Raw genomic sequence first — 18,387 nt, 5'->3', positions numbered from 1 at the left:
TCACGACACTGCTACCAAATAGCCGGTCGCAACAATGTCTCGGCCATAAATATCCGCGGCCTCTTCGTATAAGTTCGCCCACTTAGACTGCAATGCTGAACGGATCTGCATTTCTGCTCTTCCCAATTCTGACCGAATATGCAAGTGAACTGCACGGTATCCGGAATGAGAATCCTCTCGGAGATCTCGAACATCAACCCTCTTTGCCCCCTCAAGCAAGAAGGCATTTTTGAACGCTTCCGCTACCTTAGTCTGCTCGGTCAACGTCAAGGAACAGTCAAAGCGGAAACCCGCAATATCCTGGATGTTTGAGAGAGGTGTGGTCTTCATTCGCCGCAGCTTCTGCAACAAGGATGACGTTGACTTCACTCGACCGGATAAAACATACGTGTTCGACCCTGGCAAAACCGCAGCGCTTGTACCAAGTTGCCATGGGAGAAGAAAACTACTCACAGTTTCTTCGGCGATCTGCAGCAGCTCCGATAGAAACACCGAGTTGAAAACGAGAAATTCGTCAATCGGCTCCTGACCAAATGGCTCACCGTCCCTCCACCTGCTGCCTTCCCTATCAACTGCGCTCTTTCGGTATGGTCGGCTCCCTGTTAGCCGTGGTTCTCCGTCCGTTAGTGCACTCACGTCTACACCATCCCCTCAAACCGCGCGTACGCCTCCCGCATATCCGCCTCGCGGTCCAGCTGCCTGAACGGGTACTCGTACACGTACTCCACACCCGACTGCGGGTGCGTCCACGTCCGCTCCGCCTCCGACAGCTGCGCGCCGTCCTTCAGCTTCGCGTCCGCCTTCACAATCTCCTTGGGCATCTTCCGACCATTCGCATCAAAACGATCCTCCTGGTCGTATCGACGCATCACCGGGAACTGCGTCCGGTAAATCATGCACAGCTCATCCGCCGTAACCCCCAACGACAGCGCCACAATTGCATCAATCTCAACTTGGGCAGCTCGCCGCTCCTCATCCTTGCGCAGCGGCGTATCGACGCCCCACGCCTCACCCATCAACTCCTCCCACAAAGGGGCGTACGCCTCGGTGAGGCAGTTGAGACGGAGGAATCTCTCAACAAGATGTGACTCGATTTGCGGATCCATCCCAGGAGTCGGGATTACTCCAATTGTCGCTGGATAGATGTTTGCCACCCCAGAGCTGCGGACCACGTAGTCAGCCAGGAAAGTCGAAAGCAACGCCCCACATCGAACGGTTTCTAGCGGTACCACCGAAAAGGCGCTCATTGACGCGCCAGAAACAGCAGTACCCGGCGGGATGAGAGCTGCAATTAAAGTTCTAAAGCCGGTAATTGCAGCCATACGGCGCCAGGCTATGCGAAAGAATTGGCGATCAGAGACGACTTCGTCACCGATCTCAAAGTGCGGGTAAGCCGAATCATACTTAACCTGGTTAATTCGATTAATTTGATAAGCAGTCGCCGGGATGAAATCTTTCGGGACCGATTCCAAATCCACCTCAGTCCAATCCTGATTGTTTTTAAGGGACGGGTTAGGTTGCTTTGTGAAAGGGGTTGCCACACCTAGATGAGGCCCCTGGATAATGGCATCGGCCCATGAAACAGGTTGGTCCCACCCGTTGTCAAATAGTCCTTTCTTTTTGCCAGCGGTTTCATCCCAGCCCAGAGAATAGTTGAGCTGCGCAGTAGCGAGACGCGGAGCACCAGCGAGCTTCCCCAAAATTGCCGCAGATTCGCTGTTTACGGCATAAACCATTCGAGTCTCGGTAGAAGATACAGAATCATCCTCAAGTATCGAATGCCAAACCTTTAATGTGGATTCATCAACGTGCTGAATTCGATCTCGGTGTGGTCGAAGGTCCCAGTTTCCGCTATCATCACGAATCCCTGGCGCTGGACCCGCACCATCATGTTGAAGAGAATCCACAACAGTCTGAGGATGATCCGTGTGACCGGTCATGATGAAGTCTGGTTTTGTGCGTGCCGCAGCATAGATTGCGACATCAAAGTTTTTCTCATTCGTGTCGATATCAAAGAGCCCAAGTTTGTTGGTGAAATGCCAATTTCGGCGCAGCCTGAAGTACGCAGCCCGCCGTAGAGGAGCGGCTTTCTTTTCCGTGAAGTGCGATTTGGGATGAATTAACGAGATCGTGCCCTGTGCAGACCCGTTCTTCCATGTCAGTTCCATAAAGGCCCTGTAGAGATCCGGCCGCTGATCCTTGAGGTGTGGGTAATCGGGAATGTTGCCGAGCACCGCTGCAGTAGCGACAGTATCGCCGACACCGGAGGACACGTTCTCTTGCATTCGCGGATCTGTGTTCCAGTCCTCGCGACGAGCGTTCTTCACCGCTTGCGTTGGCTTGTGAGCCAAGACAAACCACGGATCCATTTCCGCATAAAGATCGTCCATCTTCACGTCTGGACGCACCCACGGCGGGTTACCCACCTGGAGGTCAAAGCCTCCGCGGGCGAAGACGGCGGAGAAGTCGAGGTCCCAGTGGAAGAAGCCCTGGTCCGCTGCAACGTCCTTCACGGTATTGAGCCACGGGTGGTTAGCCAGGACGGTCTCCATCTTTCGCGCGCCGGAGAGTTCGATCTCGGTACGCTCAAGTTGGACGAGTTCGTCCCAGTTATCCGCACGGCCCAAAAGCGTTTGGGCGGAGTCGCGGGCGGTGGTTTCGGTGCCGAGGATGTCGGTAAGCGCGGCCAACCAGGCGTCGAGAAGCGGGAGCCTATCTGTGGCTGTCAGGGGCCAGAAGGTGAGGGCATTCCAGGCGTCCATAACCAACCGCAGACGCAGGTAAGCACCCTCTTCGTTGTGGAGGAGCTCGCGCTCAATCTGCTCGCGGCGGATGTTTCTTGCGGTGTGTTCGCTCTCGCGGCCCCAAAGGTTGATGTCTCGACGAATCTGGTCCTCCGCAATGCGCATCTTGGACAGCGTGATCGCCCACAGGGACTCCACGCGCGCGGCGAGGTTGGCCAGCTTCTTCTTCTGCTCGTTGGTTGGCTCCTTGCCGGTGACCGCACGCTTCCATGCCTTCATAGCTGCGATCTCATCCTTGGCCAACGTCTTGAGATCCTTGGCGTCTGCCGCTGCACCCCACGTTGCAGAGGGCAGCAGGAATTGGTGGATGCGGCCGGCGGCGTTCATATCGCGGGACTCGCCAGCATCAATGGCCTGGGCGAGGTTCTGTACCGGCTCCCGGCGCGGCACCGCGGTAAGCCACGCGCGCTTCTTGAACTGTGCAGTGGAGTAGGTGGAACGCAGCGCACCGATCAGCGAGTTGCCGCGACGCAGGTGCAGACCGAACCACGGTGCCTTGAGTTGGCTGGTCATGGTGTCCAGCCACAGGGAGATTTCCGCCAGCTCCACAGCGGTGGGGTTGAGGTCCACGCCGTAAACCTGGTGCAGGGCGATGTGTGCCTTGACCTTCTGCAGTTCCAGCGTGCGCTTCTCAGGGTCTACCTGCTGGTCCAGTTCGTCCTCGCGCAGCTTCAGGTAGAGCTCCGCCAGCTGGCGCACGGCTTCCACGGCGAAGGCGCCGGAGCCCATGGCGGGCTCACAGATAGTCAGGCTGAGCACGTCCTCGGAGGTTTTGATGCGGCCTTCCTCCTGGAGGACCTCAATAGCCTGGCCAACGGTGAACTCCGTGAGTACTTGCGGGGTGTAGAAGGATGCGGAGCGTTCACGGTCACGGCTGGACTGGCGGAACACGAACGAGCCGGCCGGGTGCTGGCGGCGAACCTTTGCGGTGCCGCCTTCTTCCTGCTGCTGCGTCTCCATGACGAAGCTGTCCTGCGGGACTGAGTTCGCGCGCTTGACCGGCAGCACCCAGGAACCCTTGGAGGCGTCACCCTTCGGCGCGACCTCATACAGGTCTTCTTGTGCGATGAAGCCGTGGTAGGACATCAGGCCTTCATAGACCTGGCCAAGCTCTGTCACGCCCAGGGTGGCATACGAGATGAAGCCGCGGTCCTTGCCGGCAGAGACCTTAGAGAGGAGAAGGTTTTGCAGGATTTTGGTCAGGGCGTCGTTGGAGAGCTTCGTGGCGTCTATAAGCGAAGTGCTCTCGCTTTTAAACAGGTCTGCCTCAAGGTTGCGGAAGGTCAAGCCCTCATTCGGCGCGTCCTGGTCAGCGGTGGGGCAGTCCAACGGGTCATGGCCCTGGTTGACCTGGGTGAACAGCAGCTGCAGCGAATCGTAGAGGTGCGTGCCGTGGCGTGCCTTATCCGTCACCGGCGGATCCAGGATCTGATCCCGCAGACGGTCCAGGCCGTAGCCGTCGACGTACTCGGGCGTACCGGTGGGCAGGATCGCAAGCTCCGGGGACGCCTCCGCGAACAGGAGGAACAGGATGCGGTAGAGGTAGCGCAGCGACTGGCGTGCCAGGTCGTTGCCATCAATCGTGTCAATGGGCAGGTGCTGCTCGCGGCGGCGGTCAAGCACGTCATTGCCAATGATCTCAATGGATTCGCGCACCGCATCACGCAGATCACCAGAGACCTTCACTGCGTGCTGCTGGGACTCCTCCCGCGTCTGCGTCCACCAGGTGGTGCCGTCCGCGGCGCGCTCTAAGTTCTCACGCGCGAGGATCACGGCGACGCGCTCAAGCTCGCCGGCCTTCTTCGTGTCATTGCGCTCTACCGCCAGCTGCAGGTTGATGGCCAGGTAGCGGCCAAGTGGCCAGGTCTCGCGCTCCGCGACTAGCACCCAGGTGCTGGCGATGACCACGATGAACTCCGGCGGATCCTGGGACAAGAAAAGATCACCGATCAGCTTGGACACCTTCTGTGGCTGCGGGTCCTTGCCCTCTGCTGTCACGCCACCTTGGACGGGAAGGGTGATCAGGGTGTCTTCGGAAACGTCTTGGGCTTCGGTGCTGAGCACGATCAGGGTGCCGGCGTTGCCACACCAACCCTGGTAGGCGAGCTGCTCACCTGCGCGGGTGTAATGCTGCGTGGTGGGAGCACCGAAACCGAAGGCTGTGCGTACCAGCGCATCGGTGACATCCGCGTCCGCGTTTGTGGCAAATGCCCGCTGCATCTCACCGCGCTCCTGCTGGAAACGCTTCACCGGGGAGACCGAGCCGCTTTCTGCTTCAAGCGTTGCCCACTCCTTGGTGCGGGCCTTGACGCGCTTGGTGAAGGACTCGCCCTTGGTCTCATCGGTAGTGAAATAGTGGTCACTGATCCACTCATCAACATTGAGAATCGAATCATATGCAGCCATGGTGTTTACGCCTCCTGCGGCAGGATAAGTACGAGCGGGCGGATCAATTCACGGTCCGGCTCAAGCGAAGAAATGAGTGCTTTTTCTTGCGCAATCAACTGCGCGGAACGCCCAATGCGCAGCGTGTGTTGCAGCCCGTCCTTCGAGGCCTCCCACGCATGCGCACGATCAGACCAATGATGAATGCGCGCGTGCGCGTGATCCCGGGCAGCCTTCATCATCGGCTGCAGCTGGCCACTGGCCACCTGGACCGATTGGGCGATCAGATCCTGGGCGTTCTCCGGCAGGGTGAGCGTGCCGGGGTTGATGGCGTCTTCTGTCAGCCCGATGATGCGCAGCCACGCGATTGGGTCCGGCACGTCCTGCGGGATCATGCCGTCCATCACGGCAACGAACGCGCGGGAGACCACCTGGCCGCGCTTGTTGGTCAGCGTTGCCATGAGCAGCACGGTCGGTGCATGCACGTTGCCGGTGATTGCGGTGATCTGGCCCGAGGACAGCGAGGCAAGCGCGCGGTCTGTCGCCCAGTCCGTCACCGGGTGCAGAGGTCCGAGGAAGTGGGCCTTCGGCCACGTCGAGCCATCCTGGCCCGTGCGGGCGCGGCGCATCACCTCATTGCCAATATCTATGTTGGTGGCCAGCTGGAAACGATCACGCACCTTGCGATCCGCCAGGTAATCCTGCGGCAGAATCTCCAAACGGCGGCGCAGATCCTCCGGTGGTGTCAGCTCAGCCACCTGGTTGCGGTGACGCACGTAGCCAACGCCATTGGCGGCCAGCTCCTTCTCCGGGGCGCCGTGGAACGCTTCGCTCAACGCGTCTTCGAGGTACGCGATCTCAGAGGCGTAGAGGCTGTTGGTGGTCGCCTCCGTGGTTGGGGCGTAGATGTCTTGAGCTTCGTTGTTGCCGTTGTTGTCGTCCTCGTCTTCGCCGAGGTCCGCACCGAAACCGGCCAGGATCTGGTCGATCAGCTCAGACTCTGACAACGCGGGTTCCTCGGTGATTTGGGTGGGGGACTTCACGACATCGTCGAAAAGCAACTGGCTCTGGATAACCTTCCTGATCTCATCCTCCTCACCCGCAACGCTGTGCTTGCCAATAAGCGAGCCGACATCGCCCAGGATCGCGTGCGCCTCGTGCTCGCGCTCGATGAGTTTCTTCAGCACATGCAGCTCGCCGACGTAGCCGCCCTGTGCCGTGTCCAAAAGGAGCGCCGTAATCTGCGGCTGAGTCGTCTGGCCGTAGCGATCCACACGTCCGTTGCGCTGCTGGATGCGGATCAGCGACCACGGAATGTCATAGTGAATCAGGTTGTGGCACAAGGTGTGAAGGTTCACGCCCTCAGACGCGACATCACCGGTGATAAGGACGCGGAGTTTAGAGTCTTCGCGCTTGAACTCATCTACAAGCCTCATCTGCTCCTCATCCGACAGGCCGCCGTGCATGACCTGCACCGCATCCTTGTTCAACTTCAAATCTTTGACCAGGTTCTCCTGGAGCCAGTGCAACGTGGCCACTCGCTCAGAGAAGATCACCACGCGGGTATCACTGTTCTTGGCCACGCCGACCTCCTGCAGCTGGCGCACCAAGGCGGCGTACTTATTGGAGTTCTGGCGGGTGACCTTGCTGTTAAGCGCGCGGAGACGCTCCAGTGCCTCGCGTTGGACGGTGTCGGCGGTGGGGACGCGCTTTAAGCGGTTAGCAATAGTTTCGTCCAGTGCGGCCGGCGAGGAGAGAAACGCCTTGACCAACGTCCAGGGGAACAGCGTGCCCTGCGCCGGACTCTTGCCGTTCTCCGGATGAATCCAGGTGCGCTCCAGCTCACCGGCGACGATATTTTCCTCGTTGGAGGCCTCCACCAGGACGTTCTTCGGCTCCTTGCGCTCCGCCCACTTCTCACCAACCACACTGGCAACCTCATCGCTGTGGCGGTGGCGGCGGATCAGCAGACGATTGACGGCCTGGGCGTCAATCGTGCCGTCCGGCATCACCGCCGTTGGATCCAGCAGACGCAGGATCTCCTTGAAGGACTCCGGGTCACCATTGTGCGGCGTTGCCGACGCCAGCAGGAGTGCCTCCGTTGTGGGCGCAAGCGTGCGCGCCAGCTCATTGTTCAGCGTGCCAACGTTGGTAGCGTTATGGATCTCATCCATCACCACCACATCCCAACGCACCTTCTCCAGCTGGGCGCGGTACTTGTCAGACTTCAACGTGTCCAGCGAAACGATCACGCGGTTGAAGTACGTGAACGGGTTGCGGCTAGCCGGCAGAATGCGGCGAACGCGCTGGATACCTGCGGAGTCCAGTCGCACCAGCGGGATGGCGAAGCGAGACCACATCTCCTGCTGGAACTGCTCCATGATGTGCTTCGGAGTGACCACCAGGATGCGATCGCCACGTCCACGGCGGATCAGCTCCGAGAGGATCATGCCGATCTCAAGCGTCTTGCCCAATCCCACCGCGTCCGCGATAAGGACGCGGGGACGCAGATTGTCGTCCGAGAGCGCCTTCTTCACTGCGGCCAGCTGGTAGTCCAGCGGATCCATCAACATGTCCTTGGCAACACTGAGGTCCTCTTGGTACAGCGGCACCGGAGTCTGACGCAACGTGGTCTCCAACCACAGACGCGTGGTACGGAAGCCAGGCGAGTGGTCAGCAACAACCTCGACCTTGGCGGGGTCAAACACTTCCACCTGGTCAATCGCGGTATAGAAGCTCGCCGTGGTGTCACGAACGTAATCCGAAAGACCGCGGACCTTAAGCAGAAAGCCGTCAACGGACTTGGTCACGCTAGTGATCAGCCACAGCTCATCACGGACCTTAACCATGAGGCCCGGGGCGTATGCGGTGTTCGTGCCGACAGTGTTCGTGGGAGAAGGCATATCGGAAAGAGTACTGGGCAGCTGTCACATGCACAGATGATTGCCAGCAAAGGTGTTCTAATTGCGCACTGCCATTGGCGTGATTGTCATGCGCGCGCTGTTCTTTCCCGTCATGGCGTGGTTCAACCCCTAGGCCCCACAAACGGTCGCTGGGCTAACGTGCAGCCAAGGCACGCTATTACCGCTGGTCAAAGCAGCTAAGGAAAAAGTTTTACTAAGCAAGTGGACAAGAAATGTAAGCCGTGTGTATAGTCTCGGTAAGCAAGCTTCTTCGCCCACGGTCCAACCCCCCCGTGACCGGATGAGCGCTCACCCACCCCCCCATTTAGAGCGCGAGAGGCGAGGGAGCTTGCCCTTTTGCTTTCTGGGGAAACCCGGAAACACCCCACAGTCCTACGAAAACTGGCATGCCAGTCAGTGTTCATGTCAGTCAGTGTTGAAGCGTGGAGAGCTAAAAATCGGATAGCAAAGGTCGGATAAGCCTCGAACCGGGGCTTAACGGCTCTTTCCGATGTTTGCTTTCCGATGTTTGGATTGTGGGCCAGGTCGGCGCGCGGACCGGGGAGCAGACCAAGGCCGCGGACCGGGGGCGTGGGGCGTCGCGAAGCATGAAGCCCAAGCAACACCCAGCACCACCAAGCAACAGCTAGTACGAGCTGGAACCACCCGCACCCGAAAAGCCCGAGCTGAAGCCCGTGTTCGCGCTGGACGAAGAGGAAGACTGCGCCGCCTGGTGGGCCTCCACATTCGAAGAATGCCAGCTGGTCAACGCCACGTACGGGATGTAGTTGGAGTAGATGTAGCCAGGATCCGTCAGGCGCGGGGCGTAAAGCTTGTTGTACTCCTTCACATCCGAGAACTCGCGGCGCTTGATTTCGGGGATGAGCTGGTTGTAATCCGAAAGAATGCGGGTGAACTGGTCCACAAACTTCGGATAATCCGGGTTCTGGTCCAGGTAATCCAGGCCGCGCTCCAGCTTGGCCAACTCCCGTTTGAGCTCCTGGTCCTTGATCTGGCGGCGCGCCTTGATCACGTCCGTGCGCACCTCATTGAGAATCACGCTGCGCTCAGCCGGATCGCCCTGCTCAACCGCAAACAAGCGGTTGATGTTCGCCTCCGCATTACCCGTGTCCTTCACGGTGTCGGCAAACTTGGCCAGCTTCTTGTGGTTCTCCCACGCCTGACGGTCCGTGCCCACCTCCAGCTGCATCGCATCATGCATGCCCAGGAAGCGGTCACGCACCTCCTCCCACTGCTTGCGCAGCTCTGCGTTAGCAAACGCGCTAGACACGGAATTGGCGCGAATGTCTAGCTCATCAATGCGCTGGCTGAGCCCCGTGAACTCCCGGCCGATGATCGCGTGGTTCTCGCGGGCCTGAGCAATCGCTTTCCTGCGTTTGTTGCGCTGGCTCGCCGCAATCGCGCCACCCGCAAGCGTCACGCCGCCGACACCGGCGCCAAGGCCGATGCCAGCGGCCGTCTTGTTGCCAGCGGCGGTTTCAACCGGATAGTTCTGAGCAGCTGCGATATCCATGGCAAAGTCTGCGCCGGCGAAGTAGCCGGCCGGGATATTGTCGTCTCTAAGCCCAGGCTTCATCGCCTCAAGGGCGTCCTCTAGGCGCTCGCCGGAGCGCAGGTAAAGCTGGTTTGCAACGTCTTCACCAGCGAAGATGAAGTTGTTGCGGCCTTTGACGTCGGTGCCAACGATCAACATGCCGTCAGCAAAGGTCTTGTCCAGGATTTGGTCCGGGAAGTTATCGCGAAGAAAGATCTCAACGGCGTCGTTGACGTTTTCGCGACCCTCATTCAGCGTGATGAAGTGGATCTTCTTCACCGTGTCCGGGTGTTGGAGACGCTCCGTATCACGCATCAGGCGAGCCTCATCGTCCGCCGGCATCACATCGGAGGGGTCCGAGATCTCCACCGCAGGCGCCTCGGCCTGGGTAGCAATGGTCACTGGCTCAGGTGAGTCCGGCAGGGCGTAGCCCACCGTGCCGCCGATGCCTCCCAGCAAGGCGGTCAGGCCCAAGACGGCAGCCCAGTCCTTCGTCTTCGTGCTTCGAGATCCGCGGTAGCTCTTGTTGTTATCCGGATTCATGGGATTCATGGGGCCATGGTACGTCCGAATATTTGGGTGGGCAGGGTGAAAGGGAAGCGGTAGGCGTCTCTAAGGAAAAAGCTCCTGCGCACGTGTAACGTTTGAGCTGTACACCCCACAACGGATCGTTCGGCACGTACCTGCCGATGGAGGAGAACACTATGGCAACCGTGACCTATGACCAGGCAACCCGTATCTACCCCGGCGCGGACAAGCCCAGCGTTGACCGCCTGAACCTGGAAATCGCAGACGGCGAATTCCTCGTCCTCGTCGGCCCGTCCGGCTCCGGTAAATCCACCGCACTGCGTATGCTCGCAGGCCTGGAAGACACCAATGAAGGCCGCATTCTCATCGGGGACAAGGACGTGACCAACGCCAGCCCCAAGGACCGCGACATTGCCATGGTGTTCCAGAACTACGCCCTGTACCCGCACATGACCGTGCGCGAGAACATCGGTTTTGCGCTGAAGATTGCGGGCATGGACAAGGGTGAGATCAACCGTCGTGTGGAAGAGGCTGCGCAGACACTGGACCTCACCGAGTACCTGGACCGCAAGCCGAAGGCCCTGTCCGGTGGTCAGCGTCAGCGCGTGGCCATGGGTCGTGCGATTGTGCGTGAGCCGCAGGTCTTTCTTATGGACGAGCCGCTGTCCAACCTGGACGCCAAACTCCGCGTACAAACCCGTACCCAGATTGCTAACCTGCAGCGTCGCATGGGCGTGACCACCATGTACGTCACCCACGACCAGACAGAGGCGCTGACCATGGGCGACCGGATCGCCGTGCTGAACTTCGGCGTCTTGCAGCAGGTAGGCACCCCGCGTGAGCTTTATGATCACCCGGATAACGTCTTCGTTGCTGGTTTCATCGGCTCGCCCGCCATGAACCTCTCCACCTTCGACGTGGACGCACAGTCCCGCACCGCACGCATTGGTCAGGCAAGCATCCCGCTCGATAGCTCCACGTTGGACGCCCTGACCGTGAAAGACAACGGCCAGGTGATCCTTGGCTTCCGCCCCGAGTCGCTGGAACTGGTCAGCGCTGATGAGGCGCACACCATCCCTGTTGAGGTCGACTTTGTTGAAGAGCTGGGCTCTGACTCCTACGTCTACGGCCACCTGGCTGGCGGCGGCTGGCGCGAGGCCGGCCTGGAGGAGGGCCGCGAGGGCGCTGCAAGCGACCAGATTGTGGTGCGCACCCCGCCGCTGTCCGGCGCAAAGAAGGGCGATGTGATCCACGCCCGTATTAAGGAAGGCGGCCTGCACGTCTTTTCCAAGGCGACGGGTCAGCGCATCTAGCTTCCCGCTGGTTTAGCTGGTTTAGCTGTGTCTTTGGAGAAGCTGAACGTTGTTTCTCCGGCGTACGCGCCGACTCTGCTCACCATGCCGTGGTCGGTGCCGCTGGAGGAATGGGACTCAGACCTGCTTGCGGCGCTGCCGCGCGGTATTTCCCGTCACACGGTTCGCCTGATCGCTGCCGATGACCTGGTGTTTGCGGTCAAGGAGATCGGCGAAACGGTGGCGTACCACGAGTACCGCATGCTGCGCCGCCTGCAGGAACTAGGTGTGCCGTGTGTGGTGCCGGTGGCGGTGATCACCCACCGCGTGGACGCAGACGGTGAGCCGCTGACGGCCTGCCTGGTCACCGAACACCTGCGGTTTTCTTTGCCGTACCGCGATCTGTTCTCCCGCGAACTCGCCCCGTACACGGTAAGCAAGCTGGTCAGGGCGCTTGCCGTGCTGTTGGTGCGTTTGCACCTGGTGAACTTCTACTGGGGTGATGTGTCGCTGTCGAACACGCTGTTTCGTCGTGACGCAGACGAGTTCCTCGCCTACCTTGTAGACGCTGAGACCGGCGAGTTCCACGAACCGCTCTCCAAGGGCCGCAGGCTTTACGACGTCGACGTGGCCCGCGTCAACATCATCGGCGAGTTAATGGACCTCCAGGCCGGCGGAATGATCGACGAATCCATGGACGTGATCGCCGTGGGCAACGAGATCGAACGCAACTACCTGGAACTCTGGGACCTGATGACGGGCGACCTCTACGTCCGGGGCGACCAAGCGTTTGACGCCATCAGCGAGCGCGTGGCCAAAATCAACGCGCTTGGTTTTGATGTTGGTGAGATGGAGATCTCCAACGAGGGAGACATGCGCCGCGTCCATGTCCAGCCGGCGGTGTTCTCCACGGGCTTTAACCGCCATAAGCTGCAAGCCCTGACTGGCCTGGACGTCCAGGACCGCCAGGCGCAACGGCTGCTGGGGGAGATGGAGGTTTACCGCGCCGTGCGCTACGGCGGAAAACTCCCCCTGGAGGCGGTGGCGCATCGCTGGATGGTCAAGGAATACGAACCCGTAGTCAGCCTGATTCCGCCCAAACTGCGCGAGAAACTCGAACCCGCCCAGATCTTCCACGAGATCCTGGACCACCGTTGGTTCATGAGCCAAAACGACCACCGCTTCGTCCCGCTTGCGGAAGCCGCAGAGTCCTACTTCGACCACGTCCTGCCCACCCACCGCGACGAGGCGATGGTCTACCGCGGGGATACCGCGCCTGATTCTGACAGTTGACCGTGACACATCGCACAACTGTTTTGATGGGTATTGACATGTCACTACACTGGTAAACGTACGACGTTTCCCTTTAGTAGAAGGACAACTCATGAATAAGATCAGTCGCGTACTTGCCACCACGGCAGCTGCAGCACTGACCGCTACCAGCCTCGTTGCCTGCGGTGGCAGCGATAGCGAAGCCGGCCCCAGCGTGTACTTCCTCAACTTCAAGCCGGAGCAGGATGCGGCTTACCAGCAGATTGCAAAGGAATACACCGAAGAGACCGGCGTTCCGGTAAAGGTGGTTACCGCCGCCTCCGGTAAGTACGAGCAGACCCTGCGCACCGAGGTGTCCAAGTCTGACGCCCCGACCCTGTTCCAGATGAACGGCCCGACCGGCTTCGAAACCTGGAAGGACTACACCGCTGACCTGAGCGACACTCAGGTTACACAGCAGCTCAACGAGGACGTGACCCCGCTTGAGGGCGAGGACGGCACCGTGCGTGGCGTTCCGTTCGCAGTGGAGGGCTTCGGCATCCTCTACAACGAGGAGATCCTGGACCAGTACTTCGCACTCCCGGGTGCGGCAATTACCTCCGTGGATGAGGTCACCAACTTCGAGTCCCTGAAGAAGCTGGCTGAGGACATGCAGGCAAAGAAGGACGAGCTGGGCATTGACGGCGCGTTTGCCTCCACCTCCCTGGCCTCCGGTGAGGACTGGCGCTGGCAGACCCACCTGGCTAACGGCCCGATGCACTACGAGTTTGCAAACGTTGGGGACCAGAACACCGCCGACGTGACCTTCGAGTACAACGAGGAGTTCAAGAACCTCTTCGACCTGTACCTGCAGAACTCCACCATCCAGCCGTCCCTGGCACCGTCCAAGGCCGTGACTGACTCCATGGCTGAGTTCGCACAGGGCAAGGCAGCCATGGTGCAGAACGGCAACTGGGCATGGAGCCAGATCGCAGAGGTCAACGGCAACGTGGTCAAGGAAGACAAGATCAAGTTCATGCCGATGTACATGGGTCTGCCGAATGAGGAGACCACCGGCATCAACGTTGGTACTGAGAACTACTTCGCTGTGAACTCCCAGGCTTCTGAGGAGGACCAGCAGGCGTCCAAGGACTTCCTGGACTGGCTGTTCACCTCTGATGCCGGTAAGGCACACGTGATCGATGATCTCGGCTTCATCGCACCGTTCAAGAACTACGGTCCGGAGGACACCCCGGCTGACCCGCTGGCAAAGCAGGTCCAGGCGGCGATCTCCAACACTGAGGTTTCCACCATCCCGTGGGACTTCCAGTACTTCCCGTCGCAGCAGTTCAAGGATCTCTTCGGTGGCAACCTGGCGCAGTACGCGTCCGGCAACATGGAGTGGTCTGACGTTGTGGCCAAGTTTGTCGAGGACTGGAAGGCCGAGAAGCGCACCAGCTAAAAGCTGGGTAGCGTGAAGGCGGATGACACGTTGTCGCTCTCAGGCGACAGCCCGTGGTGAGGGGACACCCCCTCACCACACCCCTCCCGAAAGAGGCACCTACGCATGCAACAGTCTTTGAAAAAATATTTCCCAATTTTCGTCCTGCCAACGTTGCTGGCATTCCTCATCGCATTCCTGGTTCCGTTTGTGATGGGTTTCCTGCTCTCGTTCACTAACTTCACAACCATCACCAACGCAACGTGGGTGGGGTTGGACAACTACGTACAGGCGTTCAACGCCCGAGAAGGGTTCGTGCGATCCTTCGGGTTCACGGCGCTGGTATCTATCGTGTCCATCATCACGGTGAACGTGTTCGCATTTGCCATCGCGTGGGTGCTCACCCGCAAACTTAAAGGAACCAACTTCTTCCGCACGATCTTCTTCATGCCCAACCTGATCGGTGGCATCGTGCTGGGCTACACCTGGCAGTCCATGATCAACGCGGTGCTGGCCAAGTACGGCACCACGATTGTGTCGGACTGGAAGTTCGGCTTCGCCGGCCTGGTCATCCTGCTGAACTGGCAGCTGGTGGGATACATGATGATCATCTACATCGCCGGCCTGCAAAACGTTCCGCCAGAGCTGATCGAAGCTGCCGAGCTAGATGGCGTAAGCAAGTGGGAGATGCTGCGGCACGTGACCATCCCGATGATCATGCCGTCCATCACCATCTGCCTGTTCCTGACGCTGTCCAACACGTTCAAGCTGTTCGACCAGAACCTGGCGCTTACCAACGGCGCACCTGGCGGCCAGACCGAGATGGTGGCACTGAACATTGTGAACACCATGTTCAACCGTGTCGGTGTTGAGGGCGTTGGTCAGGCGAAGGCAGTGATCTTTGTGGTCGTTGTCGTTGTCATTGCAATGTTCCAGCTCAGCACCACCCGTAGCAGGGAAGTGGAGGCATAACCCATGACTACAAGCATTAAGGCTCCTGAGGCGCGCGTCTCCGGCCCGGCGAAGGCCCTGATCTACGCCGTGCTGATCTTCCTGACCGTCGTGTTTTTGGGCCCGATCTTCTTCATCCTGCTCAACAGTTTCAAGCAGAAGTTCTCCATCTCCAACAATCCGTTCGCGTTGCCGCTGGGCGACATGTGGGCCGGGTTTGAGAACTACATCACCGGCATCCAAGGTGAAGGCTTTGGCATGGCAATCGTGTGGTCATTTTTGATCACGATTCTGTCCGTGGCCGCGATCGTGTTCTTCTCCGCCATGACCGCCTACTACATCACCCGTGTGAAGACGTGGTGGACGGCAGCGCTGTACTACATGTTCGTGTTCTCCATGGTCATCCCGTTCCAGATGGTGATGTTCCCAACCGTGGCCATCGCGGACCGCCTGGGCTTGGACAACCCGCTGGGCATGGTGGTGCTGTACATGGGCTTCGGCGCTGGCCTGTCTGTGTTCATGTTCGCCGGTTTTGTGAAGTCGATCCCGCTGGAGATCGAAGAGGCCGCGGTTATCGACGGCTGTTCGCCCCTCACCACCTTCTTCCGCGTCGTGCTTCCCATGCTGAAGCCGACCGCGATCACCGTGGCCATCCTGAACGCCATGTGGGTGTGGAACGACTACCTGCTGCCGTACCTGGTCATCGGCCTGTCCACCCCGTACCGCACGATCCCGGTTGTGATCCAGCAGTTCGTGGGTTCCCAGGGCAACCGCGACATGGGTGCAATGATGGCGATGCTGGTGCTGGCGATTATCCCGATCATCGTGTTCTACATGTCTGCGCAGAAGCACATCGTTGAAGGTGTCGCTGCAGGTGCAGTGAAGGGTTAAGTCGGGCTAGCCTTAAAAGGGTGTTCCACCCAGAGTCCCGTTTCATGTCCGCCGTCACGCTGATGGCGGACATTGTCATTCTCAACATGTTTTTGGTGGTCGCCTGCCTGCCAGTAGTCACGGTTGGCGCGGCGGTGCGCGCAGCCAATGTGGTGGTGCGCGACATGATCCAGGGAGTCGGCTCGCGCTACTGGCTCCGCTTTCTTCGTGAGCTCACCTCCCACTGGAAACCCGCCACCATCTACTGGCTCCTCCTCGTTGTCTTGCTGGGCTTGCTTGCGTACCAGCAGTTCGTGGTGTTCCAGGCCGGCGTTTCCGGCTTCGCGCTCACCGTCATCCAGGCACTGGTGCTCTCCGGGCTGTTTTTGATCATGGGGGTTACGGTGTGGTTTTACGGACTTGCGTCATCCCGCCCGGCGCCTTTTGGGCCTTTGCTTATCGACGCCACGTTGTCCACCCTCCGCCACCTCCCCCACACCCTCGGCGCCGTTGTTGTTTTGGCGGCAGGAGTGTGGGGCGTTGTTGCTCTACCGATTGGCTGGGCCGTGCCGTTGACGGTGTTCCTGCTGCCCGCGCTGACGATTTATGTCATCCGTCTGATCATCGCCGGACCGCTCGGGGAGACCTTAGGCGCTTAACCTTGGGCGCTTAAGGGAGCTAGAACGGTTCGGCGACGGTGCGGGAAAGGACGACGGCGCCGGCGTCGATACGCTCAGTGAGAGCGTTCTCAACCTCCTCGGGAGTGTCCCCGGTGAGGAACCAGCCAGTCCAGGTGGTTTTGCCGGGGGAGAAGAGGCCGTCGCCTTTGCCGATGATGTTGAGGGTGGCGTCGCGAAGCCACAGGGGCCCCATGAGCTTGGTTTGCTCCGTGCTGTCACTTTCGGCGAGGTTGGGCTGGTACGCCACGGCATGCACGTTGCCGATGAGCTCCTGGTACAGCGCCTCGGCTGCGGCGGCGTTGTGCTCAGCCCCGAGGTAGATGACAGTGATCAGTGACATGGCGTCAGTGGGGGCGTCGCGCACCTTAAAATCCGCCAGCCCTCCGAGAAACGCCGGATACGCCGTTGGCTCGGTGGGCCCTTCGAAGAAGAAGTCCTCCACCGCCTCGTCGCGGTCAGTGGTGACAAAATCTACCAACGCGTTGAGCTCATAGAGCTGCATGGTGTCCGGGGCGGGCAGGTTCTCGTAGGCGGCTTGGCAGCGCAGGTCCCAGAGGAAGAACTCGCTATCAATCGGGTGCGGACGAGGCGAGATCGCAACTACCTCCGCGCGGCTCATGGCCACGCGTGCGCGGTAGAGCTCATAGGCGCCTGCAAGGTCGTGCTCGTGTGCAACGAAGTGAGTAGAGACGATCTCATATGCCATGTGCGCCAGCGTAGCTGCGTGTTGCTGACCGCGGACGGCTTGGGGAGTAGTTCAGGGTGCGGGGGAGCTTTTTTGAATTGCGGCAGCATGTTGCCAAACCGGGCATAGTTGCCGTGATGTAAAGTTTGCTTGACAGTTGGTCGTTGCGAGTTTACATGTTGTATATGGATTTGTATCTGGAAGGGAACGAAAGGATAGCGGCATGAGCATGGTGCGCAAGTGGCGGCGCTGGCTGGAACTCTCCCAGCAAGAACTCGCCGACCGAGTCGGCGTTTCGCGCCAAACCATCGCCAACATTGAGCGCGGCAACTATTCGCCTTCCGTATACCTGGCACTGGACATTTGCCGCGAACTTGGCAAGACCGTCGAGGAAGTCTTCGGCAACGAGGAGGATTACTGATGAAGCAGTACGGAGACACCATTGTTGACTATGTTGCGGACATTGCCGAGGACGAATTCGAAGCCTCGACCTACTACAAAGCCGACTCTGTAGCGCTGTACACGTCCCTGCCAATAACAGCGCTTGTTGGTGCAATCCTTGCCTGGGCGCTTCCCGGCCAGCTCGCCATGTGGTCACTGCTTGTGCTCTGCGTGCCTGGGCTCAGTAGCGCCGCCGCTGCCCTCTGGATGCGCAACTACGTGCCACGGCCAGTGTCTAGTCTGCGCAAGATGCCGCGCGGCCTGCTCGTGGTCTACTTCGGCCTGGTCGCAGTGTGGCTGGCAATCATCATCGTCACCGGCGCGTACAACCCCGAGGGCGAGTTCAGCGGCGCCGGCACCATTGGCGCCATCGTCGGCGCAGTTATCGGCATGCTGGTTTTCGGCGCGCTCGCCCGAAAAATCAGCGAGCGCAGGCGCGCAAAGGACCGGGCGCGTCTCGACGCCACCTCCGACGACTAAACGAGAAAACCCCACAATCTGCCAAACCGACAGCTCCGAGATCACATGCACAGTGACGCGGTTGATGATGCAGTTTGCTTGGGGGAGTGGGGGAGCTTTTTTGAATTGCGGCAGCATGTTG

13 protein-coding genes are annotated in these 18,387 nt (G+C 59.6%); 8 read left to right on the top strand and 5 right to left on the bottom strand.

Going from position 1 to position 18,387, the window contains the following annotated elements; all coding sequences use genetic code 11:
* The 4 genes from HMPREF3101_RS12415 to HMPREF3101_RS04630 form a co-directional block, all read right to left on the bottom strand.
* Positions 1-369 carry a hypothetical protein gene (locus HMPREF3101_RS12415; protein ID WP_256365743.1) on the bottom strand — a complete coding sequence of 123 codons (369 nt, stop codon included), beginning with the start codon at positions 367-369 and terminating at the stop codon, positions 1-3.
* A 269-nt stretch (positions 370-638) separates the two neighbouring features.
* Positions 639-5,210, bottom strand: coding sequence for an Eco57I restriction-modification methylase domain-containing protein (locus HMPREF3101_RS04640; protein ID WP_070463170.1), 4,572 nt, complete (start codon positions 5,208-5,210; stop codon positions 639-641).
* Positions 5,211-5,215: 5 nt separating this feature from the next.
* Positions 5,216-8,092, bottom strand: a complete 2,877-nt coding sequence (locus HMPREF3101_RS04635) for a DEAD/DEAH box helicase (RefSeq protein ID WP_070463167.1) — start codon at positions 8,090-8,092, stop codon at positions 5,216-5,218.
* A gap of 646 nt (positions 8,093-8,738) precedes the next feature.
* Complete coding sequence (locus HMPREF3101_RS04630) at positions 8,739-10,199, bottom strand: DUF5129 domain-containing protein (protein ID WP_246816646.1); 1,461 nt, start codon at positions 10,197-10,199, stop codon at positions 8,739-8,741.
* Positions 10,200-10,351: 152 nt separating this feature from the next.
* Here HMPREF3101_RS04630 and HMPREF3101_RS04625 point away from each other — a divergent pair, with 152 nt between their 5' ends.
* From HMPREF3101_RS04625 to HMPREF3101_RS04600, 6 genes are all read left to right on the top strand, one after another.
* Complete coding sequence (locus HMPREF3101_RS04625; RefSeq protein WP_070463165.1) at positions 10,352-11,488, top strand: ABC transporter ATP-binding protein; 1,137 nt, start codon at positions 10,352-10,354, stop codon at positions 11,486-11,488.
* A gap of 84 nt (positions 11,489-11,572) precedes the next feature.
* The gene (locus HMPREF3101_RS04620) at positions 11,573-12,760 is read left to right on the top strand and encodes a DUF4032 domain-containing protein (protein ID WP_070463196.1); all 1,188 of its coding nucleotides are present in this window, start codon (positions 11,573-11,575) and stop codon (positions 12,758-12,760) included.
* A 91-nt stretch (positions 12,761-12,851) separates the two neighbouring features.
* Positions 12,852-14,180 (top strand): ABC transporter substrate-binding protein, encoded by a 1,329-nt coding sequence (locus tag HMPREF3101_RS04615; protein ID WP_070463162.1) that lies wholly within the window; start codon positions 12,852-12,854, stop codon positions 14,178-14,180.
* Between the two features lie 105 nt (positions 14,181-14,285).
* Complete coding sequence (locus HMPREF3101_RS04610; protein ID WP_070463159.1) at positions 14,286-15,131, top strand: carbohydrate ABC transporter permease; 846 nt, start codon at positions 14,286-14,288, stop codon at positions 15,129-15,131.
* A gap of 3 nt (positions 15,132-15,134) precedes the next feature.
* Positions 15,135-16,001, top strand: a complete 867-nt coding sequence (locus HMPREF3101_RS04605) for a carbohydrate ABC transporter permease (RefSeq protein ID WP_070463156.1) — start codon at positions 15,135-15,137, stop codon at positions 15,999-16,001.
* A gap of 44 nt (positions 16,002-16,045) precedes the next feature.
* Positions 16,046-16,639: a MusI family membrane protein gene (locus tag HMPREF3101_RS04600; protein ID WP_070463153.1), complete on the top strand. Its 594-nt coding sequence runs from the start codon at positions 16,046-16,048 to the stop codon at positions 16,637-16,639.
* Positions 16,640-16,658: 19 nt separating this feature from the next.
* On the opposite strand, the gene HMPREF3101_RS11710 is transcribed toward HMPREF3101_RS04600, so the two are convergent.
* The gene (locus HMPREF3101_RS11710; RefSeq protein WP_083280085.1) at positions 16,659-17,366 is read right to left on the bottom strand and encodes a hypothetical protein; all 708 of its coding nucleotides are present in this window, start codon (positions 17,364-17,366) and stop codon (positions 16,659-16,661) included.
* Between the two features lie 202 nt (positions 17,367-17,568).
* Between HMPREF3101_RS11710 and HMPREF3101_RS04590 the strand changes: the two genes are divergently transcribed.
* Entirely contained in the window at positions 17,569-17,766 is a 198-nt protein-coding gene (locus HMPREF3101_RS04590) for a helix-turn-helix transcriptional regulator (protein WP_070463151.1), read from the top strand.
* Positions 17,766-18,266: a hypothetical protein gene (locus HMPREF3101_RS04585; RefSeq protein WP_070463149.1), complete on the top strand. Its 501-nt coding sequence runs from the start codon at positions 17,766-17,768 to the stop codon at positions 18,264-18,266. Before HMPREF3101_RS04590 ends, HMPREF3101_RS04585 begins: the two co-directional genes overlap by 1 nt.
* Positions 18,267-18,387: the final 121 nt, after the last annotated feature.

Origin of the sequence: Corynebacterium sp. HMSC29G08 (assembly GCF_001806875.1) — a bacterium.
Lineage (GTDB): Bacteria > Actinomycetota > Actinomycetes > Mycobacteriales > Mycobacteriaceae > Corynebacterium.
The sequence above is the reverse complement of the archived record's forward strand: the minus strand, read 5'-3'. Positions and strand labels throughout refer to the sequence as shown.